This window comes from Micromonospora sp. WMMD967 (genome assembly GCF_029626165.1).
Taxonomy (GTDB): domain Bacteria; phylum Actinomycetota; class Actinomycetes; order Mycobacteriales; family Micromonosporaceae; genus Micromonospora; species Micromonospora taraxaci.
This window is the reverse complement of the sequence record NZ_JARUBK010000001.1, coordinates 3,811,227-3,836,635: the sequence shown is the minus strand read 5'-3', so window position 1 is coordinate 3,836,635 and position 25,409 is coordinate 3,811,227. Positions and strand designations below refer to the sequence as shown.

The following is a 25,409-nucleotide window of genomic DNA, read 5'->3' as shown; positions in this document are numbered from 1 at the left end:
TACCGGTGAGTCAAGCACGAGTTCGACCGCCTGAGCGTCGAGCCGGGGCCGGCCTCTCTACCCGAGCCTGTGCCTTGTCCTTCTCTACCATTTCGAGGTGACGATGCGCCCATCCGTCGGATCCGGGTTCTGGTCTTCGCCTGAGGCATGGCAGTACCGATCGTTCGTGCGCCGCCGGCGTGTCAGGCGGATCGACGTGGACGGGGAGCCGGAGGGTAAAGGTGAGCGGGGTCGTCGGGCGGTCTGGAGGTTCCAGCGGCAGGTGGCCGCACAACAGCGAGCTGCAGGACGTCGAGCCATGACCGGCCCAGTCGCGTTGGAACTACGGTTCGTCTCAACGCGGCCGACGCCCCCCACGATTCATCGGATGGCGAAGTGGGCACTCGATGTCCTTGAGCAGCCCGGCCCTACCGCCGCTCTGAGCGCTGATAGCCGGCCGCTCCTGTATCGCAACGACCGTCAGGTCAAGCTGCTGCATGTCTCTCTAGACCAGGCATGGCCGGGAGAAGGGCACCCACCCGGCCCCGAGGGCGCAAAGACGATTATCTACGCGCAGCCCCTGCGAGACGCCGTGGAGGACCTGCGGGTGTCCCGTGAGTTATCAAGCGTCGGACAGCCATACGGCAGAGACTGGGGCGTGCTCGGAGAGGACGAGGAAGACGACTACCCGCGCATCCACCTGGGTGCGGAGTGGGATACGGAGATACCGCGACCGACCGGCGATCCTGCCCGGGACCGGTTCAGCGCGTCCCTGCTGGCATGGAATACCTACCAGAACCTTGAGCTGACTCAAAGGCGGTTGCTAAACGCGATGGATCGACTGGTGGATGGTGCGATTTCATCAGCCCCCCACCAAATCTCGGAGTCGGGCATTCGCGCCGGCGGCGGGGTCCGGCGTTGGCCCGAGCTGATTGATATGGTCGAGCAGCACGAGACCCAGCGGTGGCAGGACCTGCTGTCGTTCCCATTAACGCTGCCGTTACCAGGTCTTCCAAAAAGCAGCGCCGACCGGCGGACCTTCCGCGATGCGTTGTACGAGAGCATGGAGGCGCTTCGGGGCAGGTGGCCGGTGCTGCAAAACCTCGTCGTCCCCATCAAAGTCACAATGTTGGTGGTGCCTCCGCCGCAGGGGAAGGACCTCGACAACCTCGCCCTCGACGTGCTCCCAGCAGTCCACGAGGTGCTCCGTCCTCATGTTGAGCCATGGCACTTCACCCCCGGACTCCTAGACGAGGGCGACTCCGCCGACACGCAGATGAAGCGGGAGCGCGATCAGGCCTTCAAGCGACTGAAGTCGCTCAACACCCAGAGCGTCACTGCTTACCAAGTGATCGAGCTGAAGCGTCGTCCGGAACACCCCCCACAAGGGCTTTTGAGGCTGACCCTGGGGCTCGGCGACGGGTACGACCACCGCACCCAAAGCCTGTGGCAGCGCACCGACACACGCTTATGGCGCAAGCTTCACCGGCTCTGACGGACGACCAATGCGGTGAGTACGGGTCATTCAGACAAGGTGAGCTGACCCGCGTCTGTCGGCTGCATGTATGGACGCGACGGCACCTCCGGCGGCGCAGACGACGTCGTTGCGATCGCCGACGCGGGCAGATGCCCCGCCAGCCCGTTGATAACCACGCGGAAACGGTGAAGGCGTTTGTCGACCTGTCCCAGGCCGCCCGCTGTATCAGCGAGGGATTCCTGTGGATCGCTGCCGTGGTTGGCGATCAGCCTCTGCGTGGCGTGGGCCCAGGCCAGTACGTCCGGCTGCTCAGCGGCGACGGCCAGGTCGTACAGCTCGGCGGCGTACGCGCGCGCGATGCGGAAGGCCCTCAGGTCCAGGGCGAGGGTGGCGAGTAGTCCGGACAGGTGCGCGGCAGCCATGTAGAGCCGAGCCCGTTGCGGTGGGTGTTGCATGGCGGCCATCAGCTCGTCGACGCACCCCCTCAGCGGACGCAGACGGGCGACCAGCGCGCAAGGCGCGAAGCGCTCGATGTCAATGATCGCCCGCTGGATCTCGAGTTCCAAGTGCGTCAGCCGGGCGTCATCGTCTGTGCTGCCTATCAGGGCCGACCGGCGTGCGGTGATGCATTCCTCGGGATCCCCCAGCACCTCACTACTGGCCGCCGAGGTGTCGGCTTGGGCGCGTTGACGGTGCAGGTCCAGCTCGATGATGCGGTCGTACTCGGCAGTCAATACGCCGCCCGTTCGAAGGATCGTGTCGCAGCGGTTCCAGAACGTCCGCTCGGGTTGCTGCCGGCTGGTTTCGATGCTGGCGATGGAGCTGCGGGCATACCACACGAGAGGTGCGAGGCCGTGCTGCGTGAGTCCGGCCGCCTTGCGTAGGTGCGCGAGGCGACGGCCGAGCGCTCGGCGCGCAGCACTGATCTCATCGCTGTCGCCCATCGGCCACCACCCCCCGGGTTGAGCGCTGACGATGCGCAGTCACCGCAGCGACTGGCTGTGACACGCGTCGGACCGGCAGCCGGCATTTCATGTGGCGAGGTCGCACCACTAGATGTCCCCGAACCTGGTCAAGACGTCGGGTGTTGGAGTTGGTGTCGGGATGTGCCGACATTGTTGGTGCGCGGTGCTGCGGGCGTGTCGGCTGCCGGGAGTTCTACGGTGCCCGCATGCCCTCCGCCCCCAAGAATTCACCGCTGGTCTTCAACACAAGCGGATGGCGGCCGGACTGTTGATCACCGATTCGCAGGATCGGATTCTGCTGGTTCAGCCGGCGTACCAAACGGATTGGGAAATTCCGGAGGCAGTGTCGAGGCCAGCGAATCGCCGTGGCAGGCGGCGATGCGGAGTGCCCCGAAGAGCTCGGCGTAAGCCTGACGCCGGGTCGGCTGCTCGTCGTGGACTGGGCGCCGGCACATGTTGGCCGCACCGACGGTGTGATGCTGCGCCGACACAAGACGCACCCGGAGGCAGGGAGTCAACGCGGACAGCATGCTCGGCGTACACACCCCGCACGCCCTCCTGGCAACGGGATCAGCGGTTAAAGATCATCCAATCTCGACGCGGTATTTGGCTTTCAGACCTGCCGAGGGCTCCGCAGGGTTGAACTACGAGTTGCACACCCTGTACTGGCCTGACAGCGCTCGGAGTCGAAGTATTCATCGGCCGCTCACTGAATCCCTATCACCGCGCCCAGCTCTCTCGTGACGGCCGCCCGAGCTTCGCGCCGGGTTGAACCCAAGGCTGCTCGCCACGAAGCTTCAGCTGCGGGAAGTCGTGGGTCACAGGTCTTCAACGCTGAGGTCGGAGGTCCACTCTGTCACCGCTACAAGGTTCTGCCGCGATTGCCATTCAGTCAGCCGGCGCTTCTGGCAACTTGGTCGACGCATCAGTAACAGTCGTCGCCAACTGATCGGCGGTGATCTTAGCGCCTCGAAGGTCGCTTCCGATCAAAAGAGCTCCCGCAAGCGTGGCGTTTGTAAAGTTCGCGTTTCGGAGATCCGACTGCTCCAGCCGTGCGCCAGTGAGATTAGCAGACTCGAAGTTGCCACCCCTCAGGTCAATACGAGAGAAGAACACAAACGATAAATCGGAGTAACAGAATACGCTGCCTTGCATGTTAGCGCTGAAAGCCGCAGAGCTTGAGAGGTCGGTGGCCCAGAACCAAGAATTGGCATAGTCTCCGGAAGAGAAAGCCGCCCCTCCGAGATCCAGATAAGACAAGGAGATAGGACCCCCGACTCTTCCAAGCGTAGCCAACGCGACGCCAGTATCCTGGGCTACGTGCCTAGGATTGAAGCTGCCGGCGCTAACTCTAGGGATCACCCGAACAGAGCGAACGTCACGTCGCGGCGCATGGATCGAGATAAACGAGTTCAGAATCGCCCGAACAGCAGCGGCCCTCGACGGCGCGTCATTAGCAATTTGCTCGAGTGCCAAGATTCCACCAACCCGAACATCCAGGCTGTCCGAACCAAGGTGTTCCACCCCGCGAGAATAGCGTTCGTTTACTTGCCCTTGCTCAGACAGTCGGATTTCGTCGCGGGCCGCCGCGACCGAATCCGCCGCAACCTTGACAGACCGGCCAGTGTAGATGACACCGACACCGCTGACCAGCAATGCCCCAATAGCTGCACCCGCTACTGCCATTTGTCCCCAGTCCGGCCTTCTGCCAGCATTCCGCCTTGAACGGGAGCCATTTTGACGCCGAATCCAGCCGGGTATAGGGGCCTCACGGGAGGCACGAAAGCCCCTCTTCCTAGTACCTTGCACCTCAATTGGACCTTTCTTGCGAGTTGCCACGGGCATTTGGCGGCCTGAGATTTGACGGCCAGTGACGGGCAAGGCTGGACCCCCTCGGCGACGACAGCGCAGCTTGTCTTCGTACCGGACGGCTCACCGTGACGGTCACTGCTGTCGGATTGTCGGCACACCCGATTACCGACGACACCGTGCGGCCGGCCATTCAACGCCGAGTCTCGAAGGGATGAGGTCAGGCGGTGAAACGGTGGCAACCAACGAGCTGCGGCAGCTTCCATCGAAAGTGAGGCCTCGTTGTCGGCGGCGGGGCCAGCAGACCCGTTCCGCCGCCGACAACGCTATCTATTTATGATCTTGGGGCTTGGTTTGGTGGCTCCTGAGCATGCGTACGGTGGTGCTCAGCTTGATCGGCGCATCGTCGGGGCCCCTGAGGAAGGGGTGGATGTAGACGGGGCGGCGCAGCGATCGGCCGGGGCCGTGGGCTTGGTTACGCCAGTGGCCGGAGACCCAGAACCGGCTGGTCTGGGAGCGTTCTTGGCTGCCTGGCGTCGGTTGCCCGTCTGAGCCTGAGGGGGTGCGGTGGCCGCGGATGCGCACGATGCGCAGCTCGGGTACGGGTCGGTTGGTGCGGGCGTAGGTCTTGGCGACGGCTTTGTCGACTCGCGTCGTGGTGACTTCTGCCGTTTGCTGGGCGATCAGCAGCCACGTCGCGACCAGCGCTGCCGCCGGATGGTCGCCGGGTATCACGTGCTGTTCGGAGAGGTGGGTTGCGCTCGCCGGTGCGAGCGAACCGACCTGTTCGCGTAGCCGTTGCAGCGGTTTGCCGTGCAGTCCGCCGCCGACGCTGCGGTAGAGGACTAATGTCCGGCCGTGGGTGGCGTCGGTCCAGGATGCGGCGGTGAGTTGCCGGTGTGTGACTGGCCGGGGCCAGATGAGTATTCCGTTGGCGGAGGGGATGAGGTCGCGGCTGATGTGTACGTCGGGCAGCTGTCCTGCGGCGTGTTCAGCCAGGTCCGTGAAGTCGTTGTCGATCCAGTACAGGTGTGATCGCTCGAGACCAGCGGCTATCTGCTGGCGTGTGTCGGTGATTCCGAGCGTGGCGGGCAGGTTGTCGGTGCCTCGGTAGAAACGGGTGAGCCGGTCACGGACCTTGGGTAGTTCTGCGGCGGTGATGGTGGTTGCAGGCCAGGTGGTCGTCGTGATGAGCGTGCGGCCGGGGAGTCGGGCGTTGAGGAATGCGAGGTGAAGTTCCTCGATTCGCTGTCGCGCATGTTGGTGAGTGAGGCCGAGTTCCCGTATCGCGCGGTCGATGACCTTGTCGTTGCGGCCCTCGTCGATGTGGGTTTGGCAGGCCGCGCAGGCCGCCCAGGAGTCGCCGAAGTCTTGGACCAGCCCTGTGGTGGGGCCGATGGCGATGGCGGTGACCTCGCCGCCATGCAGCGTCCAGATGGGGTATGGGTCGCCGCAGAAGTCGCAGCTGCGGCGCACGGCGTCGAGTTGGCTGACCGGTATGGGCGCTGGTTCGTGTCCGTCGGTGGCGAGGTGGGTCGGGTGTATGTAGGTGGGGGGCATGCCGAGGGTGTTCAGCGGTGAGAGGCAGGTCTGGCAGGCCATCTCTTCGTGCGGGGCGGTCATGCCGTGGCCTCGCCGGTCGGCTGGTGCTGGTCGCGCAGGCGCGGTCCGCGACGGTGCTGCACGGGCGGCATGGTCATGCCTGGTTGGTAGATCGCGTGGCGGTTCCGGCCGGTTCGTTTGGCGTGGTACATGGCGATGTCGGCGCGGTGCAGGGCCACTTCGGTGAAGGGGTCTCCTGTGTCGACGAGTGCCAGGCCAACGCTGGCGGTGATGGTGACCGTGGCGGGGTTGCTGTTTGCGGGAAGCGCGATGGGCTGGGTGACGATGGTGGCGATGGTGTCGGCGATGCGGCCCAGGTCGTCGGTGCGGGCCGGCAGGAGTGCGGCGTATTCGTCGCCGGCGAGCCGCGCGGCGGCGCCCCCGTGAAGAGCGGCGATGTCGGTGATGCGGTCGGCGACTTGGATGAGGAGGTCGTCTCCTCGGCCGTGGCCGTGGGTGTCGTTGACGCGCTTGAAGTCGTCGAGGTCAATCAGGGCGACGATCATCGGGCCGGTTTCGGCGAGCGTGGCGTGTGCGGCTTGCAGGCCAGCGCGGTTGAGCATGCCGGTGAGCGGGTCGTGGAGCATCGACCAGGTGGCGTGGGCGAGTTGGGTGCGGAGGCTGCGGATCGTCGGCCAGGCGGTGAGCCTGCCCAGGGCGAGCGCCACCACCGCGGTGGCGATCATGATCAGTGGTAGGGACACTGGGTTCCTCCTTTGCAGGAGAACCCGGGACGCGATCGTTTCCAGGCGGCGCGTCCCGGGTCCGAATACGACGACGGCCCGCCTTAGGCGGGCCGGGTTTGCGGGTTCGTGCCGCTCGGGCTCACGGCATCGGTGATGATGACGACCTCCCCGAGGAGGCGCCATCGGGGCGGTTCAGTCAGCAATGCTCGTGATGGCGTGCCTGCGAGTTGGTTGCCGCCGTTGGCGCGCCATGCGACGTCCAGCAACCAGGGGTTTGGTGTCAGCGGCGCACCGGGTGCGCGGCCTGGTCGGCGCGGAGTCTGGCGGGTAGGTCGGCTGGTATCTCGGCGTAGGGCGCGACGACTACAAGCACCTCGGCCGGATCGAGAAGCGTCTCGATCCGGCCGAGGTGGATGGTGTCGGGCTGGTATTGGGGTTCGGTGACCGGGTCCCAGGTGAAGTCGACGACGGTCGCGACATACGTGCGGTGGGGATTCCAGCCGATCTGGACGGTGTACCGCTCGAACCCGGGCTTGGGTGTGAGGGTGTACAGGCTCATCAGTGCCTTTCGTGGGTTGCTGTCTATGCTGGCGCGCCCTGTGACCGAAGCAGGTCCTGCTGTGGTGGGCCGCTTGGCTGTGCCGGGCTGCGGGTTGCGTCGTCGTGGCTCACTCCCCCGTCGTGGCGACGCTGGCGGGCACCGGCGGGGACTGGTCCACGGCAGCCGCGGATGGAGCAGCGTCTGTCGCTGCGCCCTGCCCGGAGGGCGAGTGCCGATGCCGCCGGCAGGTACGCCGATGCTCATTCCGGGAGGTGGCGGGAGCGTTCCTCCGCCACTTCGATGATCTTGTCGCGTCGCGCGGCGGGCATGTCGACGAGCAGGTCGACGTAGTGCTGCTCCTGGGCGGTGAGCGGTTCGGCGAACGCCGACTTGTAGGCCAGGCGCGCCGCCTCGTGTGTGGCCTCGATCGGGCCACTGTGGTCGTAGGCGGAGCAGACCTCGCGAAGTTGCGCGGCTGCCGTGAGCGGGTCTCGGGACAGCGTGGTGTCGTAGAGGCGGAAGTTCGCCGGAAGGTTGGCGGCGGTGATCGCGGTGATCAGACAGAGGGTGGCTTGGACGTTGTAGGCGAATGCTCCGGTGCGGATGGGCGTTTCCCCGCGGGCGCGCAGGGCGGCGCGTTCGGCGTGCCAACGCAGTCGGGCTTCTTCGGCGATTCGGGCTAGGGACAGCAGGATGCTGCGAATGGGATCCACGGTGGTTACTCCTGTTCGGTAGAGGTCTTCGGGCTTGGGATGGATGGGTTGGGGTGGGTGCTGGCCGCCTGTTCGAAGACGGAGGGCGGCAGACCGGAGTGCAAGGCCTGCAGGAGCAGGACGGCGAGCTGGTAGTCGGGGTCGACCTGCAGGGCGCGCTCGGCAGCCATGACGGCCAGAACACCGTCACCGCAGCGCCATGCGGTGAGCGCGAGTACGGTCGCGGGCGCCGGCACGAGCGGCTCGTCGGCGCGGCGGGTGACCTCGGCCCAGAAGGTGACGTGCTGGTCGTGCGGTTGTGTGAGGTCAACGGCGAGGTCCCGCACCGGCCTGTGCGTCATCAGCACGGTCAGCCAGGCCACCTCACCGTCGGTGAGGCGTGTGCCGTCGTCGTGCTGCCGCAGCGCACCGCGGACCGCATGGACGCCGGCCTCGTACACCGCACTGCTGCCGGTGGTTTTCACGGCCGCCATGCGGGCCGTCGCCTCGCTCGTGGCGTGTCGGATGCCGTCACGGGTGCTGTCGACGGCGGTGAATCGGCTGGCTACTGCCGCCCGGTCCGGTCTTGCGACGAGCCCGGCGACCGTCGCGTGCACGGCGACGAGTGAGGTGGTGGGGTCGAAGGGGGTGCCCTCTGGTGGACAGCAGACAGGATCGTCGCAGGTGAGGCTGAAGATGCGGTTCTCGGTGACCCGCAACAGTTCTCGCACGGCCAGCCCGGTGGCGGTGAACTCGTCGCCGACGACACGCAGTGCCGGGTCGATGTGTTCCTGGGCGCCGTAGCCGACGATCACAAGGTCGGTGATCGGCTGCTGCCGCTGCACGACAGGGACGAGGTGACCGGTGAGGTCACGCAGATGATGCGCGGGGGATCCGAGGGTCGGCAGGTCACCTCGGGCGGCGAACACGATCCGCCGGTCTCGGCAGGCAATCACGACGATGCTGCCGTCGCTGGGATGGAAGCCGATGAGGTACGGCACTGCGGTCGCCAGGTCGGCTGAGGATCGGACCGTCAGTTTGTTTTCGGGAAACGACACGTTGATCTCCTGTCAGAGTGGGTCCGCTAGAGGAGTGGAAAGCCGGTGCGACGGCGTAGTTGTGGCTAGCGGCACGCCCTCCGCCGGTCCGCGGGCAGGTGCCAACCGAAGGCGGTTCGTGGGCGGCAGGCCCGCTGACAGCTACTCCGGGACGCAGAGATGCGGCGGCGGACGGTCAGTCGCTGTCCGGGTCCAGGTAGAAGTCGATGCCGTGGCCCTCGACGCTGGAGGTCACCGTGACCAGGTTGTGGTCGATTCCGGCCAGTGCCCGGGTCAGGTCTGCGCGCACGAGGGCTTCGGCTGCGGTGGTGGCGTCGGCGGGAGTGGCGTGTCCGCGTAGCCACATCTCGTACTCGTGCTGCCACGGCATCCGCCAGCCGTCCTGATCGGCGGTGGCGTTCTCGGGGATGGTCCAGCCGTACGCGGTCCACGGCCGCGCCTCATCCGGGTTGATCGTGGTGACCGCGCGCATCCGGTGTCGTGCCGCGTCGCAGGCATCGTCGGAGGTGCCGTCGCCGACCGGCAACGTGAGGTCGGCGATCACCGTGACGTGGTGTGCTTGAGGCAGGGGGTCGAGCCCGAGGTCGACGAGGAACTGGTTGACCCGCTGTGCGGCGTGCTGATAGTTGCCGCCGAACTCGTCGTCGACCAGGGCGCGGATCGAGCGGGCCCGGATGCTGCGACGCAGGTCGGCGAGGGCCTGTAGGGCTCTGTCACGCGCCGCCGTCGCAGCGGCGAACCCGTCGACGGCGGTCAGCATTACCGCGCCGACCAGGGGTCCTACATCGGTGTCCACGTCATCCGGTAGGGCCTCGTCAGGGCTGTCGACGGATTGCCATGTCAGCCTGCTCAGCGTGATACCGGCCTCGGCCAGCGCCCGCAGATGCGCGTCCATTGTTGTGCGGGTGGCGTCGTGCGCGTCCGTCTCCCGGACCGCTGTGGCCCAGGTCTGGAGCATGACCTGCACGGTGATGCGGTACGGCTGCGGCCCAGGTTCGTCGTCGGCTTCGGGTGCAGGTGCCACGTCGATGACGTGTTGGGGGTAGACCGCAATCGCCGGCTGTAGCAGTCGCAGGTCGTCCGGTACACCCCAGCGCGCTTGCTCGCGGGCCTCGTCATCGTTGGTGTGCGAACGCGTGTACGACAACTGCGCCCCGGCGGAGATGGTCCACCGTTGCGGCAGCGGGTCCAAGCCCCAGGTCGCGAGGGCATCCTCGCATCCGGGCCGGCAGATCAACCTGCTGCGCAGCGCGTCGATGAGGGCGCAACGGGCCGCGACGGCCAGAGCCGCCCGCTGCTCGATGGCAGCCGCCGTTTCGGCATGCAGAGCACTGGCCCAATCCGCTGGGCTCCCGCGGGTCATCGCTGCACCGCTCGGCCGCCGGTGTGAGCCAAGGATCCGCCCGTGACCAACCTGGCGCACGCGGCCACCCGAGCGGTGGCCATGTAGTGGTTCGGGTGCACTCCGGTGTGTTCGCCCACAGCTGCGAAGGCGCAGCGGAGAAGGTCGAGTGGAGTGGGGTGACGGAGGTCTGGTGGGACGTCACCGTCTCTCAGGTGTCGGCCGGGACGACGCATGTTGCCCTCCTTAGGACAGCAAGAAGGCGGCCACCGGTTGGTGACCGCCTAAAGGGAAGGTGGGGCCGCGCCCTCGTCGCGAGGGCGAAGAGCGCGGGATCGGTACGTGCTAGATCCGAGGCTGGCGGCGGCGGCCGACCATGACTGGTGGGGAGCGATGCCGTCGCGCGAGGCGTCAGATCAAAGGCACATGGAAAGTAAGGAGAGCCCTCAAGCTAGCCCGTCCGGGAGCGCCGTCGACGAGGCTGTCAGGTTCGGCCTCCTGGCAGAACCTGACAGCCCAGCGACGTCGACCTTGTGTCGGGTCTGCCGGCTGCAGCAGGACCCGCCGGAACTGAAGTCCGCTGGATAATCTCGGCAGCGGCGGTCAAGCCCTATCCGGCGTCGGTCTTGCCAGGCCCGATACTCCTGGACCTGGCAAGACTCTCAGGGCTGGCGGAGGACCAGCACGTCCTCGTGCGCCACCAAGTGCACGGGGATGCCGTCGTCGCGGCTGCGGCGGACCGCCATCATCCCGAACATGCTGGCCCGGTGCACGACCTGCCCGTCACGGACGGCGGCGAGCATCGCCGCCGTCCGCTCCACCGGGACCAGCCCGGCTGACCGTGCGGCGGCGAGCAGCTCGCCGGGCAGATCGATCAGGTCATCGCGTTGGCGGCGTACCGGCCGGGAGGTAATAACCACGGTCCCTCCGGGACGCAACAGCTGGTAGCTGGCGGACAAGATGGAGGCGAAACCGTCAAGTAGGCGGGACCACCCCGCATAGGCGAGGTTGCCACGCTCCCGGTCCCCATACAGGTGGTCCCGCTTGCGTACCCCGGTCCGCGTCGTCTGGACCAGGCCATGCGTCCCGCGCCCATACGGCGGCGAGGTAAGCACGAGACTCACCTTGCCGACCGCCGACGCGGGCACCAGGTCGAGCAACCCGGTGGCGTCCCCGGTGACCACCGTCGCCGTACCGGCGGCACCCTGCGACGCGGCAAGAGCGACGTTGGCCTCAGCGAGTGCGGTGTAGCGGGGCTCGACGTCGATCCCGACTCCCTGCCGGCCGAGGTGCACGGCTTCCACCAACGTGGTGCCGCACCCGCACATCGGGTCAAACACCACATCCCCCGGCGCCGTGTACGCGCTGATCGCGTACGCGGCCAGGTGAGGCAACATCTTAGCCGGATGGCTGGAAGTCTCCCGGACGTAGCGGCCTCGCCGCTGGTCACGGGCGGGTATCTGGCAGGTCAGCCACACCGAGGTAATCGGCAGGCTCTCAGCCATCGACTCCCCCGCCCTCTATCACGCTGCGGGTCAAAATCAGCACGTCGGTGTGGATCGCCAGTTGCGCCTGCTGGCCACGTCGGGGCAGCCGATCGGCCGCCACGATGTGCTGCAGGTACGCCAGCCCGGCCCGCTTCGCGGCGATGACGACGTCGATCGGCAGGGAGACGTCGCCGTGCGCTAGCACCACCGCCACGCAGCCTCCCGGCACGAGATGAGCGCGGCAGCGGAGGAAAAAGTCGACCGCAGAGGCGTCGGCAAGCGGCCAGCCAGTGACGATCAGCGTCGCCAACTCTCGGCCCCAGCCGACCGGAGGGCGGGCCGCCTGCAGATGACTACGGCGGTGTGCCGCGATGATTGCGCGCGCCAACTGCGGTCCTTCGGCCAGGTCGATGATGAGGTCAAACGGGTGGGTGAGGTTGTGGACCAACCGCACGCCCATCGCATTGGACATGGTCTCCCCCTCGTGAGGGGCGGGGACCGGCCAGACAGTGATCGGCACGGGCGGGTCGCCGGGCACCACGTCCCCCACGGGAATCGGTGCATGGCGATGGTTTCTGTCGGTCATGGGCTCGGTGGCCCCCGAACCGGCGGGCGTACTGACGATCCCCAGTGCGCCGCTGACAGGCCGATCGAACCCACCCCTGACCTGACAGCACCGGTCACCCCGGGCGGTCTGACAGCCAAGTCAAGAGGCCGGCGGATGAGCGCAGTGGCGAACCTGACACGGCCGGTCACGACCTATCCGGGTCTGACAAACGCTCGTCGTGTCAGGTCGCGCTGTCCCAATCGGAGGTCTCGGAGCCTTCGCAGCGGGCGAAGCGCACTCGTCAGGGAGACACCAACATGGCAACGACCACCCGCACGCGGACCGCCAACACGGCGCTAACTACCGCCGAGAAGGCTTTCGAACTGCTGACCTGCGAACCCGCCCCACTGGTGTTCGACGCCCGGCCGGTGCCAGGCCTACCAGACACCACGCTGCCGCTCGACGAGCTACGCAAGCTGCTCATGTTCGAGCGCTATGACAGCGACACCACCGACGAGTTGTGGCGGCAGTTGGCCCACCACGCCCGCGAATGGGGACCGGCCTGGGTCGTCGGCGCGATCGGCGTGGCGTTGCCCGCGCTGACGCACCTCGCGGCGAAGATCAGCCGCGGCCATGCGCGGCACGCCGACGACGTGGACTCCGAAGTCCTAGCCGGATTTTTGCAATCTCTGCGCAAGGCGGATCTCGCCCCACCCCGACTGTGGCTGAGGCTGTGCTGGGCAGCCTGGCGGGCCGGAGCCGCGATCGTTAGAACCCCTAACAGCGAGGAATTGCCGCTGGACCTGTCCACCGGGTCGCGGTCACCAACGATGCCGTACGGGCATCCGGACCTGCTGCTCGGTCGGGCAGCCGCTGCCGGCCTGATCACGACCGAAGCCGCTGAACTGATCAGCGCCACCCGTTTCGGCGACGCGCTGATCGAACACCTGGCTGCCGAGAAGGGCGTGACCGGCCCGGTCCTGCGGATGCGCCGCCGCCGTGCCGAACGCATCGTTGCCTCCGCCGTCACGCGGGGGGACCTATCCGGCCCGATCCCCTCGTACGGCCGCAGCGAGGCCGCCCTGGCGGCCTGAGAACGCCACCCGCTTGGGAACAGGCCGAGTCCATAGGTAGGCGCTGTGACAGATAGAGATCCGTCTCGACGCAATCATTGCAGCTACTCCGGGGGCTGCTCTCGCTACCTGGCCGACCACTCCAGCTGGCCATACTTGCTTCCCGCATCACCATGGCAAGCACGCAGATCGCAGCCAGATCCGTGCATGTAATCTTGCGCCAAATGAGTTGTGGGAGCGTCGGTTCGGTACCTTGGCTGCGGCTATGGAGGTGGCTGGCGGATGACGGTGTCCGGCTTACCCGACGGCAGCTGGTGGGTCGACGACCCGATCGACGAGTTGAGCTCAGACGTGTTCGGGCGCGGCCCCTTCGTGGCTCGCGCGGTCACCCTGCTTGACCAAATCGGCTCCCGGCCGAGCAGCACGGTGGTCGGATTGGTCGGTCCGTGGGGCAGCGGTAAGACCAGCACGATCCGGATGATCGTGGCGGGACTCAGCCCTGATCGGTGGGGCATCACTTGGATCAATCCGTGGGCGTTGTCCGGTCCCGACGCGGTCGTCACCGAGCTGCTCGGCGCGATCCGCGCCGCAGTGCCCGAGAAAACCACCGCTGGCACCCGGGTCCGGCAACAACTCTCCCGGTACGGCGTTCTTGCCACGCCAGCGCTGTCCATGGTGCCGGTGGTCGGTAGCGCCGCGACTGCGGTGGCCAACGAGGTCTTGCAACGGCTTACCGACCAGGGCACGACCCTTGAGGAACAGGCAGACCAGGTCCGCGAGGCACTGCACGCGCTGGCCCGTCCGACGCTAGTCGTCATCGACGACGTCGACCGGCTACAGCCCGAGCAACTCCTGGCGGTGTTCCGGGCGGTGCGGGTGCTGGGCCGGCTGCCGCACGTGCACTACGTCCTCGCGTACGACCAAGAAACCATCCTCGACGTGCTGTCCACAACACCGATCGCCGATAAGCACGGTGCCCGAGCCGTCGCGTTCCTGGAGAAGATCGTCACGTTACGCCTCGAGCAGCCGCCGGTCCGTCTGGAGCACGCTGAGTCGCTGTTCAACACCGGCTTCGCTGGCGCGCTCGGCCGGGCGTCCGCGTCGCTCAGCGAGGACGCGCAACGCCGCATGGTCGAAGAGCGTGAGGCGCTGCTGCTGCGGGTCCTGACCGAACCGCGCAGCGTGGCCCGGCTGCTCGCCCAGGTCGACATCTACCTGCCAATGGTCGGCGCTGCTGAGGTCGATGTCGTCGACTTCATTGCCCTCACATTCCTGCGAATCACCTATCCACGCCTGTACCAGGCCATCGCAATGCACCGCGGCGCGCTCGTCGACACCACCGACCACGCCGACCTTCGCGCCGAATTCGACGAGGCGGCGCTGGCCCGATTTGACGTCCCGGCGCCGCATATCGGTCGAGTCGCGGATGCCCTGCAACGACTCTTCCCACGTTTGACCGCCGACCCGGCGAGATGGGCAGTTGCTCAGCACCGGCGGCGCGGGCAGCGACGGATCAGCGATCGCGACTACACCGAGCGGTACTTCGCCCTGACTTCCATCACTGGCGAGATTAGCGACAGTACCCTTTTCCAGGCCATTCGAGAGTTAGCAGAGGGACGCCCTGGCAGGGCGGCCGGAGACCTCACCCTGGCGCTGCGACCTGATCTCACTGACGCCCATGCATGCGACCGGACCGCCCGGACACTCCGTCGGACAGCGTCGTTGTCCGCAGAACTGTCCGGCAGCGAGGCAGCCGCGGTGCTCCCGTACGTGTTCGAACAGTTCGGCCACCTTCGCGTTCCTGCGGCGGGCGGGTTCGGGCCTGACGAGGAGGCGACCGTTTGGCTCGCGGCGCTGCTGCAACGGGCCGACGGCGGGCCGCTGCCCGCCACCGTGCCGGGCGATCCTGGTTTACTGCCGTACTTGTTGAAGGCGATCCGGATGGCTGTGCCCGAGCCGGGCGACGCCACCATCGCGCGTTTGGCCGCCCAGCCTCCCGGCTCATCGTGGCTTGCGGACGTCGTCCGGGCCACATACGAAGCGTCGTGGGAGCGGGTCCAGGAGAACACTCGTCTTGGCGACTCCGCTCCCATCGAACCGGTTAGCCTGTATGTCTCCCGGTTGGAGTCGGCGTTTGGCGACGCGGAAGTCGACCGGCGGATCACGGGCGCCGTAGACGGTGGTCTGCCAATCGCGGATTTTGCGGCCCGACTGGTCGACATCGAGGTCGTATTCTCGTCCAGCGGCCCTCATCACACCCGTATAGGTGGGTTCGACGCGACGGCGTTCCTGGGGCGTGTCGGACGCCACCGTGTTTCCGCAGTGCGGGCGCAGTTGGACAGTGCAACGGCGGGCATTCAGCTCGGCGCTCTCGACCGGGCGGACGTGTCGTGGGCGAACCGACGCCGGTTCGCCGCCAGCACCCTCATCGAGGCACTCGACGCTGGCACCACAGAACCGGGAAGACTGCTGCCGACACCGCGCGAGGAGCACCGCCATCCCTTCACCAACCACCGTCCGTCATTGATGAGCGATGGAGGCGGAGCTTTCGACCTGATGTTGCAGGTCGCCGTGCTGCTGCCCGCTGGCGAGGAAACTCCTGCGCGCGCCTACAACGGATGGGGTCCCCCAGTCGAGGCACGTGAAGAAATCCTCCTCGCGGCGATGCAAAGCGCAGCGATCAGCGACTGGCTCAGGACGCGCCGCTCCGACTGGGGGATAGCCGCCGAGCCTTGGGCCATCAGCGACGCGGACGGCCGCTACTACACCACCGCTCAGTCCGGTGCTCGGGCCGCTACGCCTGGCGCGCTTGGCATGCGTCAGGCTTTTCCGGTCAGGGCCGGTGCGCAACTCATCACGGGCCACGTCGCGCAGAGCCCAAACCAGCGGTCGCTGCTGCTAACCGTCGGTATCGGATTTCACCTGGCCGAGCTCGACAATCAGCACCGACCAGCGGAGACGCGGGCCCGTAGCGCGCCCCTCCCTGCAGCATTCACCCTGCATGGCCTGTTCGAGCTCACTGACGCGCTCGTCCGATGTGCGCAGACCGCCAATATGATATGGACACAGCTCGATGCACAGTCGCCCCCACACGAAGCCCCGCTCCTGCACCTATCGCTGACAACCGCCGAAGGGCTCGCTGCGGTCGTCGACCTCAGAAACTATGCGCGGCGCGATACCGCAGGCCGTAATCAGTACTCCAAGGTCTACCGGCATCGCTCCGGGTCCGGTGATATCGCAGCTGCGGTGTTGCGGGACTGGCTAAGTGAGGCTGGGTACCGACAGCACGACCAGGCAATCCTGGACATGTGGGATCCCGCGCCCCAATAGGGCGTTAGTCGACGTGTGCGGGTGGTTCGCTGCCGTGTAGATCGCCTACACGGCCTCGAGTGCGTGCCCATCATGATCCACCGAATACCACCGCCTGGCCCACCGGTACAAGCGCAAAGCCTACGTGAGTGGCTGACTGGTCTTGCCAGGTCGAGACAGGCGCCATGCGAGTTCGATCGGCCTGACAGCCGAGATCTGGGCGGTGCATGTCATCCACGGCATGCCCGCCCGGTGGGGACCCACATCCGGCGAGGCCCACGGTCCGGCACGGCTGGCGCGGCGTACTGACACCGCAACCCTTCGCCCACAGCAAGGGAGGAGCGCCCCCACCGGCCCAATCGAAGCCTCACCTCGGTCCCCACCGCGGCGGCCCGCAGAAGTCCTGTGGAGCGTCGCAATGCATACAGCTCTGTCAGTTCTATCCGACCTCGCCGCCGCCACACCCACGCCGACGCCAGCCCCGCCGCCCAAGAGCATCAACGATGTCATCTCCTCGATCACCGCGTGGATCATGGGCATCATCGCGCTGGTCGCGACGATGTTCCTGGTAATCGGAGGTCTCCGCTACATGGCCGCCGGCGGTGACCCGGCCCAGGTCGAGCAGGCGAAGGGCAACTTCAAGTCCGCCTTGATCGGCTACGCGTTGGCGGTTCTCTCCCCCGTGATCCTGCAGGTGCTGCAGGGCATCATCGGCGGCTGAGGGCAGCGGTCATGGTCGACTGGATGATGAATGGCCTGGTGGAATGGCTCGCCGAGCGGCTGCAAGACCTCCTCGGCGGGCTCCTGGCCTATCTGACGTCGTCGATGTTCCTGTCGCCGGACGTCACTGTCTTGCCGCAGGTGCAGACGATCGCCGAGAAGAGCGCGCTGGTCGTCAACGCCTGCTACGTCCTCGCGCTGCTGACCGCCGGCGTCGTGACGATGACCAGCAGTTCGGTCGAGGTCCGATACGGCGTCAAGGAACTCGTGCCACGCCTCATTGTCGGGTTCATCCTGTCGAACGTCGCGGTCCCGCTCTGCGCCGTCCTCATCGATGTGGCCAACGCGTTGACGGTGGCCATGGTCGGCACGGCGGCGGCGCCGACCACGCGAGCGGTCACGATGGCCCGCACTCACGTGGCCGCCGCCCTCATCGACCCTGCCAACGCCCTCATCGCCCTGGTCATCGGGCTGCTGATCGTCGGGCTGATGTTCGCCCTCGTCACCGGTTGGGTTGTCCGCGTTGCGGTGCTGGTCATCCTGGCCGGGCTCGCCCCGGTCGCGTTGGCCTGCTATTGCCTGCCCTGGACGCAACCCACCGCGGAACTGTGGTGGCGCAGCCTGCTGGGGTGCCTGGGCACGGCCGTGTTGCAGGCCATCGCGTTCTCCACCGGCATCCAACTGCTCACCGATCCGGACGCGAGCATCCCGGTGTTGATCGGCCTGCCGGGCTCGGACGTGTTGAACCTGCTGCTGGTCGCGGTGGTGCTGTGGATGACGGTCAAGATCCCCTCGATGATGGGCCGCTACGCCACGGGCAAGGGGTCGCCGAACGTCGGCGGGATTCTGCTGCGGGCAGTGGTCATCCAGGGCATCACCCGCCGTCTCCCGCTCGGCGGGCTACGACGTACCGCCGTGCGAGGTGGGCGATGACGATCGAGGACAACGTCCCGCGCGCCGTCGTCCCGGCCAACGTCAACGAGCCCGACCGCATCGCGTTCGGGTTGACATTCCGGCAACTGGGCATCATCGGCGGCACGGGCCTCGTCGGACTTGGGGTCTACCGCACGTTCGGGCAACTGCTGCCGCAGGTGGCGTGGATCGTCACCGGGACGGTCATGTTCGCGGTGGCGGTCGTGATGGCGCTCGGCCGCCGTGACGGCCTGCCGCTGGACGTGTGGCTGCGGCACGGGTTAACGCTCAGCCGCAGGCCGCACACGCTCGCCCCGGGTAGGGCTCGGGCCAGCTCGGTCGCGGTCGTGACCGGCCAGCCGAGCCTCCCGGCGCAGCTGCGTTCTCCGGTCACGGCGCTCGGCCCGACCGGAGTCCTGACCAGTGAGGGCAGCGGCAAAGTCCTGATCGCCTGCGGCACGACGAACATCCACCTGCGCACCAGCGGCGAACAGGGCGCGCTGTTGGAAGGGTTTGGTCGGTTCCTCAACAGTCTGACCGGGCCGGCGCAGATCGTCGTGGCCGCGCAGCGGCACGACCTGACCGTCTACGCGCAGGCAACTGCCGACCACGCACCACGCCTGGCGCACCCGGCGTTGCAGGCCGCCGCCGCCGACTACGCCGAGTTCCTGCTAGACCTCGACAGCCAGCGCGATCCGCTGCGCCGCCAGGTCCTCGCCGTTGTCACCGGAGAGTTTGGGGCCGACGCCGCGGTGCGCGCGCTGTCCGGACTCGGTGTCGAAGCCGCAGCTCTGGACGGGCCGGCTGTCGCCTCCGCGCTGGCCGGCGCGGTCGATCCGTTCTCCCCGCCGGTGCCTGGCCCGCGTGCGGTACCCGGCACCCCGATCACCCTGCGGAGCACATCATGAACCTGTTGAAACGGCACAAGACGAGGGACGCGGGCGGGGAGGCGATGCCCTCCCCCGCCGCGTTGACGGTCACGCCGTGGCACGTGCAGGTCGGCGACGGGTATGCCGCCACCTACGCGGTGTGCGGGTATCCGGCCGAGGTCGGCCCAGCCTGGTTGGACCCGCTGCTGTCCTACCCCGCGCGGGTCGACGTCGCGGTGCACCTGGACCCGGTGGTGCCGCAACTGGCCGCGCCGATGCTCAAGCGCCAGCGCGCCCGCCTCGAATCCTCGCTCCGTCTCGATGCTGACCAGGGTCGCCTGGGTGATCCCATGGTGGAGGCGGCGGCAGCGGATGCCGCCGATCTCGCTGAGCGCGTCGCCCGCGGCGCGGCGAAGCTCTTTGAGACCGGTATCTACGTCACCATCCACGCCCGTACCGTCGATGAGCTGCGCGTCGTCACCGCGGGCGTGAAGTCCGCCGCCGCCAGCGTGCTGCTGGACCTGCAACCGGCTACGTTCCGGCACTACCAGGGCTGGATCTCCACGCTGCCGGTCGGCGTGGACCCGCTGCGGATGCGCCGCATCCTCGACACCACCGCCCTCGCGGCGGCGTTTCCCCTCGCCTCGGCGGACCTCGCCGCCCCGGCCCCCGGCGCCGTCGCTGCGCCCGAAGGGCTGCTGTACGGGGTCAACACGACCAGCAACGGGGTCGTGATCTGGAACAGGTGGGCGCAGGACAACCACAACTCGGTCGTCCTGGCCCGCTCCGGCGCGGGTAAGTCGTACTTCGTCAAACTGGAGGTGCTCCGCAACCTCTACCAGGGCACGGTCGTCTCCGTCATCGACCCCGAAGACGAATACTCCCCTCTGGCCGAGCACGTCGGCGGCACCGTCGTACAGCTCGGCCAGCCAGGTGTGCGGGTCAACCCGCTCGATCTGCCCGCCGACAACCGGGCCGACACCCTCACCCGCCGCGGCCTGTACCTGCACACCCTGATCTCGGTCATGCTCGGTGCGGCACCGCCGCCCGCCGAACGCGCCGCCCTGGACCGGGCGATCACCGCCACCTACGCCCGCGCCGGGATCAACGGCGACCCGGGCACCTGGACTAAAACCGCACCGCTGCTGCGGGACCTCGCCGACATGCTCACCGCCGACGACGACCCCGCCGCCGGGCAGCTCGCCGCCCGGCTCGCGCCCTGGACGGTCGGCAACTTCGCCAGCCTGTTCGACGGCCCGACCACGACCGTCCCGCGTGGGCACCTGGTGGTGTGGTCGCTGCGGCACCTGCCCGACGAGCTGCGCACGGTAGGCACGCTGCTGGCGCTCGACTCGATCTGGTCCGGCATCGACACACCCGCTGCCGCCGCCCGCCGGCGACGGCAGCTCGTCGTGGTGGACGAAGCCTGGCTGCTGATGCGCGACGGCGAAGGCAGCCGGTTTCTGTTCCGGATGGCCAAGGCAGCCCGCAAACGGTCCGCCGGCCTGTGCGTGATCACCCAGGACGCGGCCGACGTCCTGTCGACCGACCTTGGCCTCGCTGTGGTGTCCAACGCCGCGACGCAGGTGCTGATGCGCCAGAGCACGCAGTCCATCGACGCGGTGTCCGAGGCGTTCGGCCTGACCGCTGGGGAATCACGGCTGCTGCTGTCGGCACCACGCGGCGAAGGGCTGCTTGTTGCCGGTCGTAGCCGGATCCCGTTCCGCGCGGTGGGGTCGGCGGCCGAGCACAGGCTTGCCGTAACCGGTATCGGGGAGGACGACTGATGACCACGCCGACCTGGCCCGCCGCTATCGGGCACTGGATCATCGCCCGGCCATGGCTCGGCTTCATCGCCGCCGCCGCGATCCTCGCAGCGGTGTTCAGCCACGACCGGCTACTCACCTGGCGGCACCAGCGGCTCGCGGCGGGCGTGCGGTGGCTGACCATCGCCGCACCGCCGGAGGTTAGCGCCGAGGCCGCCGCCGCGTTCTGGACGACGCTCATGGGCGTGCTGACGCCGTCGGTGTGGCGGCGCCGGGTCTACGGGTACCCACACGTCGGGTGGGAGTACACCTGGACCGGCCGGGCCCTGACCATCCGGGTCTGGGTGCCGGGCACGGTGCCGCCCGGCGCGGTCGAAGCCGCCATCCGGGCGGCCTGGCCCGCCGCGACCCTCACCACCGCGGATGCCGCCGCGCCGATCCCGGCCGAGGTGGGCGAGCAGGTGGGCGGGGCGCACTGGCCGCAACACACCGACAGGCTGCCGCTGCGCAGCGAGCACGACACCGACCCGCTGCGGGCGTTGCTTGCCGCCGGGGCCGAGGTCCGATCCCGCGAACACGCGTGCGTGCAGATCCTCGCCCGCCCGGCACCCGCCCGTCGCGTGCGGGCGGCGCGTCGGGCGGCGGCCACCATGAGCAACCACCCGCACGGGCGGCCCGACATGGCGGCGCAGGCTGTGTCGGGTGCGGCGCGGTTGGCCATCGAGCCTCTGCTGTGGCTCGTGGAGGTGTTCATGCCTGGCCCGTCCCGGCCGCGAAGCCCGTCGCGCGCCACAGCGGGGCGGGCAGCCGACCGGGACCCAGTAGCCATCGCCGACGCCCGCACCGTCGTGGACAAGGCCGTGCGGGTGCCGCACTTCGAGATCGCGGTCCGCTTCGCCGTCGCCGCCGACCCCGACCGCCCACCGGTGGACAAGGAGCGGGCCGGACGGGTTCGCGAACGCCTCGTCGGGCTCGGGCACACCATCGCCTCGGCCGCCGCGGCGTACACCGGCCCAAACCGGCTACGCCGGATGAAGATGCCCCACCCGGTGGCCACGATCGCCGGACGGCGACTGCGGCGCGGGTTCCTGGCCACCGTCCCGGAACTCTCGGCCCTGGCCGCGCTGCCGCAAGACCTCGCCGTGCCGGGCCTCGACCGGGCGAGGGCCAAGGCCGTGCCCGCACCCGTGCAGGTTCCCTCCGGCGGGCGGAGCGTGAAGGTGCTGGGCCGCTCACAGATCGGCCACCACAGCATCGGCCTCACTGTCACTGATGCCCGGCAGCACGTGCACGTCGTCGGTAAGACCGGCGTCGGTAAGTCCACGCTGTTGCTGAACATGATCATCGGCGACATCAAGGCCGGGCGCGGGACCGTGGTCATCGACCCACGCGGGGACCTGATCACCGACATCCTCGACCGCTTACCCGCCTCCTACGCCAAGAAGATCGTGATCATCGACCCAGACCAGGAGAACCCCGGCTGCTTCAACCCCCTCGACGACGGCGGCGATCCGCACCTCGCCGTGGACAACCTCGTCGGCATCTTCGCCAAGATCTTTCAAGGCCAGTGGGGACCCCGCATGGACGACACCATGCGCGTCGCCTGCCTCACCCTGATGCGCCACGCGAAACCAACCCTGAGTCTGGTCCCGTCGCTGTTGCAGGACCGGGACTTCCGGGCCCGGTTCACCCACGGGCTCGACGACCCGGACGGCCTCGGCGGGTTCTGGCTCTGGTACGACGGCATCAACGAACAGTTCCGGGGCCAGGTCATCGCACCCGTCCTCGCCCGACTCCGGGCCTTCCTGCTGCGCGACTTCGTCAAGAGCGTGATCGGCAACGCCCACTCGTCGTTCGACATGGGCCGGGTACTCGACGGCGGGGTGCTGCTCTGCCGGCTACCCAAGGGCATCCTCGGCGAGGAGACCAGCCGCATCCTCGGCTCGATGATCGTCGCCCGGGTCTGGCAGGCCGCCATCGCCCGCGCCAACATCCCCGAAAACCAGCGCAAAGACGCCAACCTCTACGTAGATGAATGCCACAACTTCCTCACCCTGCCCGGCAGCGTCGGGGACATGCTGGCCGAGGCACGCGGGTTCCGGCTCGGACTCGTCCTGGCGCACCAAGACCTGGCGCAACTGCCCAACGACATCGCCTCGGCGGTGTCGGCCAACGCGCGCACGAAGCTGTTCTTCAACGTCGACCCCGCCGACGCGCGGGACCTGTCCCGACACACCAAACCCGAGCTGGACGAACACGACCTCGCGCACCTCGACGTTTACACCGCCGCAGGCCGGCTGCTGGTCGGCAACCGCGAGCTACCCGCGTTCACGTTCGTGACCAACCCGCCGGCGCCGCCGGTGGGTGAAGCGACCGCGATCCGGCAGGAGTGCGCCGCCGCCCACAGCCGCACCGGTGATGAGCCGCCGATGCAGCAGCTCGCCCGCACCGCGATGAAGCGGCGCATGACCGACCTCGACCGCTGAACGCTCCGGCTCGCATAGGGGCTCGGCTGGGTGCGGCACCGGGGACTCGTCTGGGGGTGTCCGCGACACGAGACCCCACACGAGTCCCACGCCCCTGGCCTGTCAGGTTCCTGACCTGCCCCAACCCGCCTGACGCCAGAGCCGGAATAGAGATCAACTCATCCAGACTCCCTACGGGACTCTCTCTCCAGGGGTGTATCCACATGCCGCAATCACGATCGGTCAGCCTCCTGACCATCTATCCCCACATCACCAGCCGTGACCGCCGGCTTCTGCAGCTGCTCGACGACCACCAGGTCCTCACCACCGATCAGATCCACCGCATGCTGTTCCTCGCCCGCCGGACCTGTCAGATCCGCCTCGGTGAGCTGGCCGCATTGGGCCTGCTGGACCGGTTCCGGTTCGCCCGCGCCGGGGGTGGTAGCTATCCGTGGCACTGGACGCTCGGCCACCAGGGGCACCGGTTCCAGGCCGCCGCGCACCGCCAGCCCGAACCGACCGTGCGTACCAGCCGTCAGATCGTCGACCGGCTCTCGGCCAACCCGAGTCTGAACCACCTGCTCGCGGCCAACGAATTCTTCGTCCGGCTCACCGCGCGCACGCGCCAGCACCCCGAGGCACGGCTGGACCGGTGGTGGTCCGAGACGATGACCACGAAGCAGTTCCGCACCATCACCGCCGACGGGCACGGCCTGTGGAGCGTCGCCGACGCCACCGTGGGGTTCTTCCTGGAGGCCGACACCGGCACCGAACCCCTCGGCCGGGTGGTGGCCAAACTCGACCGGTACGACCAGCTGATCCGCCGCGGCGGTCCCCGCTACCCGGTGCTGTTCTGGCTCGGCAGCGAACCTCGTGAGGAGCACCTGCACCGGCTCCTACGCGGCCGGATCAGCGGCGTTCCCGTCGCCACCGCGACCCACGCCTGCGACCCGACCGAGGCAGTGTGGTTGCCCGGCGGCGGCACCGGCCGGGTCCGGCTCGCCGAGCTGCCGAGCGACCACGGGCAGCCTGTGGCGGACAACCCCAACTACGACGAGGGCGTCTTCGTGCCCTGACAGACCCTGACACGCCTGCGGCGGTTCCTGTCAGCGCAGCTCACGGCCAGGTCCGAGGTTTCTGACAACGCTGGGGCTGTCAGGCCGCACAGCTACGGTGCAGCTTCACTTCTCTGCTCGCACCGCCGCCCGTCTGGTCCTCCTCGGATCTGCCCGCGCCAGCAGGATCACCCACAGCCCACCCTCGGTCGGCTCTTGATCCACGCCCCGCGCCTCTCACGGCAGCTTCCCCGGTCCAGACGCGCGCTTCGGTGGCACCACCGCGCTTCCCCCACCCCACGCCCTCTGTTTCGCGAAGGGAGCACCCCGTCATGCCCACGCCCACCCCGCTCACCGCTTCGGTGATCACCGTCTGCTTCGCCCCCGGCGAAGACGCCGACTGGTTCGCCGCCTCGGAGAAGGTCAACGATCTTCTGCACGCCAACGGCACCCCCGCCCGCCGCTACCACGTCCGCCACCGCCGCCTCATCGGCTGGCTGACCCGCTTCCTCGGCTACTACCTGCTCGACGCCGCCCGCCGCTTCGGCGCGGTCACCATGGCCGCCGGAGGCCGCAAGGGTCGCCTCGACCTGACCGGCACCGCCGCCAAAGCCTCCCACCACGCCGCGTTGCGCTGGCGTGCCTGGAACACCCACATCGCCGCGACCACCCGTCCGGCCCGTCCCTTCGAGGACTACCTCGCCCAGCACCACGCCGACCCGGCCAAGGTCAGCGTGGCTGAGGCCCGCCGCCGCTTTGAGCAACAGCCACGCGTCCTGGCGATGCTCGCCCTGTCCTTCGACCCGTACGAGCTGTCCGTCTACCAGGCCGGCGAAGCCACCTACGTCGGCCTGCACTGGCGCATCGCGCTGATCGGCGACGGGCTGATCACCACCGACGGCCGCCTACTCACCCCGACCAGCGACTCCGTCGCCGACCGGTTCCGCTTCCTCAACGAGGCATGCGCCTACGTGCGCGGCCTGCGCTCCAGCGCCCGACTGTGCGCCGTCGCCATCGCCTAAGCACCAACCGCCTGAACACCCAAGGCCGGTCGC

General features: G+C 68.0%; 20 protein-coding genes. 10 read left to right on the top strand and 10 right to left on the bottom strand.

What is annotated here, in order from left to right; genetic code table 11:
• Positions 1-367: 367 nt before the first annotated feature.
• On the top strand, positions 368-1,474 hold the full coding sequence (locus O7631_RS17765; RefSeq protein WP_278145210.1) for a hypothetical protein: 1,107 nt from the start codon (positions 368-370) through the stop codon (positions 1,472-1,474).
• A 26-nt stretch (positions 1,475-1,500) separates the two neighbouring features.
• Here O7631_RS17765 and O7631_RS17760 read toward each other — a convergent pair whose 3' ends face one another.
• The 10 genes from O7631_RS17760 to O7631_RS17715 form a co-directional block, all read right to left on the bottom strand.
• Positions 1,501-2,400 carry a helix-turn-helix transcriptional regulator gene (locus O7631_RS17760; protein WP_278145209.1) on the bottom strand — a complete coding sequence of 300 codons (900 nt, stop codon included), beginning with the start codon at positions 2,398-2,400 and terminating at the stop codon, positions 1,501-1,503.
• A 909-nt stretch (positions 2,401-3,309) separates the two neighbouring features.
• Complete coding sequence (locus tag O7631_RS17755; protein WP_278145208.1) at positions 3,310-4,107, bottom strand: pentapeptide repeat-containing protein; 798 nt, start codon at positions 4,105-4,107, stop codon at positions 3,310-3,312.
• 453 nt (positions 4,108-4,560) lie between these two features.
• A complete protein-coding gene (locus tag O7631_RS17750) occupies positions 4,561-5,853 on the bottom strand; it encodes a hypothetical protein (protein ID WP_278145206.1) in 1,293 nt (430 codons plus the stop codon).
• Positions 5,850-6,518 (bottom strand): GGDEF domain-containing protein, encoded by a 669-nt coding sequence (locus O7631_RS17745; RefSeq protein ID WP_278145205.1) that lies wholly within the window; start codon positions 6,516-6,518, stop codon positions 5,850-5,852. Before O7631_RS17745 ends, O7631_RS17750 begins: the two co-directional genes overlap by 4 nt.
• Before the next feature lie 280 nt (positions 6,519-6,798).
• Positions 6,799-7,077 (bottom strand): hypothetical protein, encoded by a 279-nt coding sequence (locus tag O7631_RS17740; protein ID WP_278145204.1) that lies wholly within the window; start codon positions 7,075-7,077, stop codon positions 6,799-6,801.
• 242 nt (positions 7,078-7,319) lie between these two features.
• On the bottom strand, positions 7,320-7,772 hold the full coding sequence (locus O7631_RS17735) for a hypothetical protein (protein WP_278145203.1): 453 nt from the start codon (positions 7,770-7,772) through the stop codon (positions 7,320-7,322).
• 5 nt (positions 7,773-7,777) lie between these two features.
• Positions 7,778-8,809: a DUF4192 domain-containing protein gene (locus O7631_RS17730; RefSeq protein WP_278145202.1), complete on the bottom strand. Its 1,032-nt coding sequence runs from the start codon at positions 8,807-8,809 to the stop codon at positions 7,778-7,780.
• A gap of 175 nt (positions 8,810-8,984) precedes the next feature.
• The gene (locus tag O7631_RS17725) at positions 8,985-10,172 is read right to left on the bottom strand and encodes a hypothetical protein (protein WP_278145201.1); all 1,188 of its coding nucleotides are present in this window, start codon (positions 10,170-10,172) and stop codon (positions 8,985-8,987) included.
• Positions 10,173-10,813: 641 nt separating this feature from the next.
• Positions 10,814-11,656: a DNA methyltransferase gene (locus O7631_RS17720; RefSeq protein WP_278145200.1), complete on the bottom strand. Its 843-nt coding sequence runs from the start codon at positions 11,654-11,656 to the stop codon at positions 10,814-10,816.
• Positions 11,649-12,110: a hypothetical protein gene (locus O7631_RS17715; protein WP_278145199.1), complete on the bottom strand. Its 462-nt coding sequence runs from the start codon at positions 12,108-12,110 to the stop codon at positions 11,649-11,651. The genes O7631_RS17720 and O7631_RS17715 overlap by 8 nt, the downstream gene beginning before the upstream one ends.
• A 392-nt stretch (positions 12,111-12,502) precedes the next feature.
• On the opposite strand from O7631_RS17715, the gene O7631_RS17710 reads away from it, so the two are divergent.
• The 9 genes from O7631_RS17710 (at position 12,503) to O7631_RS17670 (ending at position 25,376) form a co-directional block, all read left to right on the top strand.
• Positions 12,503-13,279, top strand: a complete 777-nt coding sequence (locus O7631_RS17710; protein WP_278145198.1) for a hypothetical protein — start codon at positions 12,503-12,505, stop codon at positions 13,277-13,279.
• Between the two features lie 261 nt (positions 13,280-13,540).
• Complete coding sequence (locus O7631_RS17705; RefSeq protein WP_278145197.1) at positions 13,541-16,588, top strand: P-loop NTPase fold protein; 3,048 nt, start codon at positions 13,541-13,543, stop codon at positions 16,586-16,588.
• A gap of 397 nt (positions 16,589-16,985) precedes the next feature.
• Complete coding sequence (locus O7631_RS17700; protein ID WP_278145196.1) at positions 16,986-17,288, top strand: pilin; 303 nt, start codon at positions 16,986-16,988, stop codon at positions 17,286-17,288.
• Positions 17,289-17,311: 23 nt separating this feature from the next.
• Complete coding sequence (locus O7631_RS17695) at positions 17,312-18,220, top strand: hypothetical protein (protein ID WP_278145195.1); 909 nt, start codon at positions 17,312-17,314, stop codon at positions 18,218-18,220.
• Entirely contained in the window at positions 18,217-19,107 is an 891-nt protein-coding gene (locus O7631_RS17690; protein ID WP_278145194.1) for a PrgI family protein, read from the top strand. The genes O7631_RS17695 and O7631_RS17690 overlap by 4 nt, the downstream gene beginning before the upstream one ends.
• On the top strand, positions 19,104-20,855 hold the full coding sequence (locus tag O7631_RS17685) for a DUF87 domain-containing protein (protein ID WP_278145193.1): 1,752 nt from the start codon (positions 19,104-19,106) through the stop codon (positions 20,853-20,855). Before O7631_RS17690 ends, O7631_RS17685 begins: the two co-directional genes overlap by 4 nt.
• Positions 20,855-23,320: a DUF87 domain-containing protein gene (locus O7631_RS17680; protein ID WP_278145192.1), complete on the top strand. Its 2,466-nt coding sequence runs from the start codon at positions 20,855-20,857 to the stop codon at positions 23,318-23,320. Before O7631_RS17685 ends, O7631_RS17680 begins: the two co-directional genes overlap by 1 nt.
• 203 nt (positions 23,321-23,523) lie before the next feature.
• Complete coding sequence (locus O7631_RS17675) at positions 23,524-24,375, top strand: replication-relaxation family protein (protein WP_278145191.1); 852 nt, start codon at positions 23,524-23,526, stop codon at positions 24,373-24,375.
• A 311-nt stretch (positions 24,376-24,686) separates the two neighbouring features.
• Complete coding sequence (locus tag O7631_RS17670; RefSeq protein WP_278145190.1) at positions 24,687-25,376, top strand: hypothetical protein; 690 nt, start codon at positions 24,687-24,689, stop codon at positions 25,374-25,376.
• Positions 25,377-25,409: the final 33 nt, after the last annotated feature.

Coding starts and splice junctions, on each gene's coding strand:
- O7631_RS17765 (WP_278145210.1), top strand. CDS start 368: ATGGCGAAGTGGGCACTCGATGTCCTTGAGCAGCCCGGCCCTACCGCC.
- O7631_RS17760 (WP_278145209.1), bottom strand. CDS start 2,400: ATGGGCGACAGCGATGAGATCAGTGCTGCGCGCCGAGCGCTCGGCCGT.
- O7631_RS17755 (WP_278145208.1), bottom strand. CDS start 4,107: ATGGCAGTAGCGGGTGCAGCTATTGGGGCATTGCTGGTCAGCGGTGTC.
- O7631_RS17750 (WP_278145206.1), bottom strand. CDS start 5,853: ATGACCGCCCCGCACGAAGAGATGGCCTGCCAGACCTGCCTCTCACCG.
- O7631_RS17745 (WP_278145205.1), bottom strand. CDS start 6,518: ATGATCGCCACCGCGGTGGTGGCGCTCGCCCTGGGCAGGCTCACCGCC.
- O7631_RS17740 (WP_278145204.1), bottom strand. CDS start 7,077: ATGAGCCTGTACACCCTCACACCCAAGCCCGGGTTCGAGCGGTACACC.
- O7631_RS17725 (WP_278145201.1), bottom strand. CDS start 10,172: ATGACCCGCGGGAGCCCAGCGGATTGGGCCAGTGCTCTGCATGCCGAA.
- O7631_RS17720 (WP_278145200.1), bottom strand. CDS start 11,656: ATGGCTGAGAGCCTGCCGATTACCTCGGTGTGGCTGACCTGCCAGATA.
- O7631_RS17715 (WP_278145199.1), bottom strand. CDS start 12,110: ATGTCCAATGCGATGGGCGTGCGGTTGGTCCACAACCTCACCCACCCG.
- O7631_RS17710 (WP_278145198.1), top strand. CDS start 12,503: ATGGCAACGACCACCCGCACGCGGACCGCCAACACGGCGCTAACTACC.
- O7631_RS17705 (WP_278145197.1), top strand. CDS start 13,541: ATGACGGTGTCCGGCTTACCCGACGGCAGCTGGTGGGTCGACGACCCG.
- O7631_RS17700 (WP_278145196.1), top strand. CDS start 16,986: ATGCATACAGCTCTGTCAGTTCTATCCGACCTCGCCGCCGCCACACCC.
- O7631_RS17695 (WP_278145195.1), top strand. CDS start 17,312: ATGATGAATGGCCTGGTGGAATGGCTCGCCGAGCGGCTGCAAGACCTC.
- O7631_RS17690 (WP_278145194.1), top strand. CDS start 18,217: ATGACGATCGAGGACAACGTCCCGCGCGCCGTCGTCCCGGCCAACGTC.
- O7631_RS17685 (WP_278145193.1), top strand. CDS start 19,104: ATGAACCTGTTGAAACGGCACAAGACGAGGGACGCGGGCGGGGAGGCG.
- O7631_RS17680 (WP_278145192.1), top strand. CDS start 20,855: ATGACCACGCCGACCTGGCCCGCCGCTATCGGGCACTGGATCATCGCC.
- O7631_RS17675 (WP_278145191.1), top strand. CDS start 23,524: ATGCCGCAATCACGATCGGTCAGCCTCCTGACCATCTATCCCCACATC.
- O7631_RS17670 (WP_278145190.1), top strand. CDS start 24,687: ATGCCCACGCCCACCCCGCTCACCGCTTCGGTGATCACCGTCTGCTTC.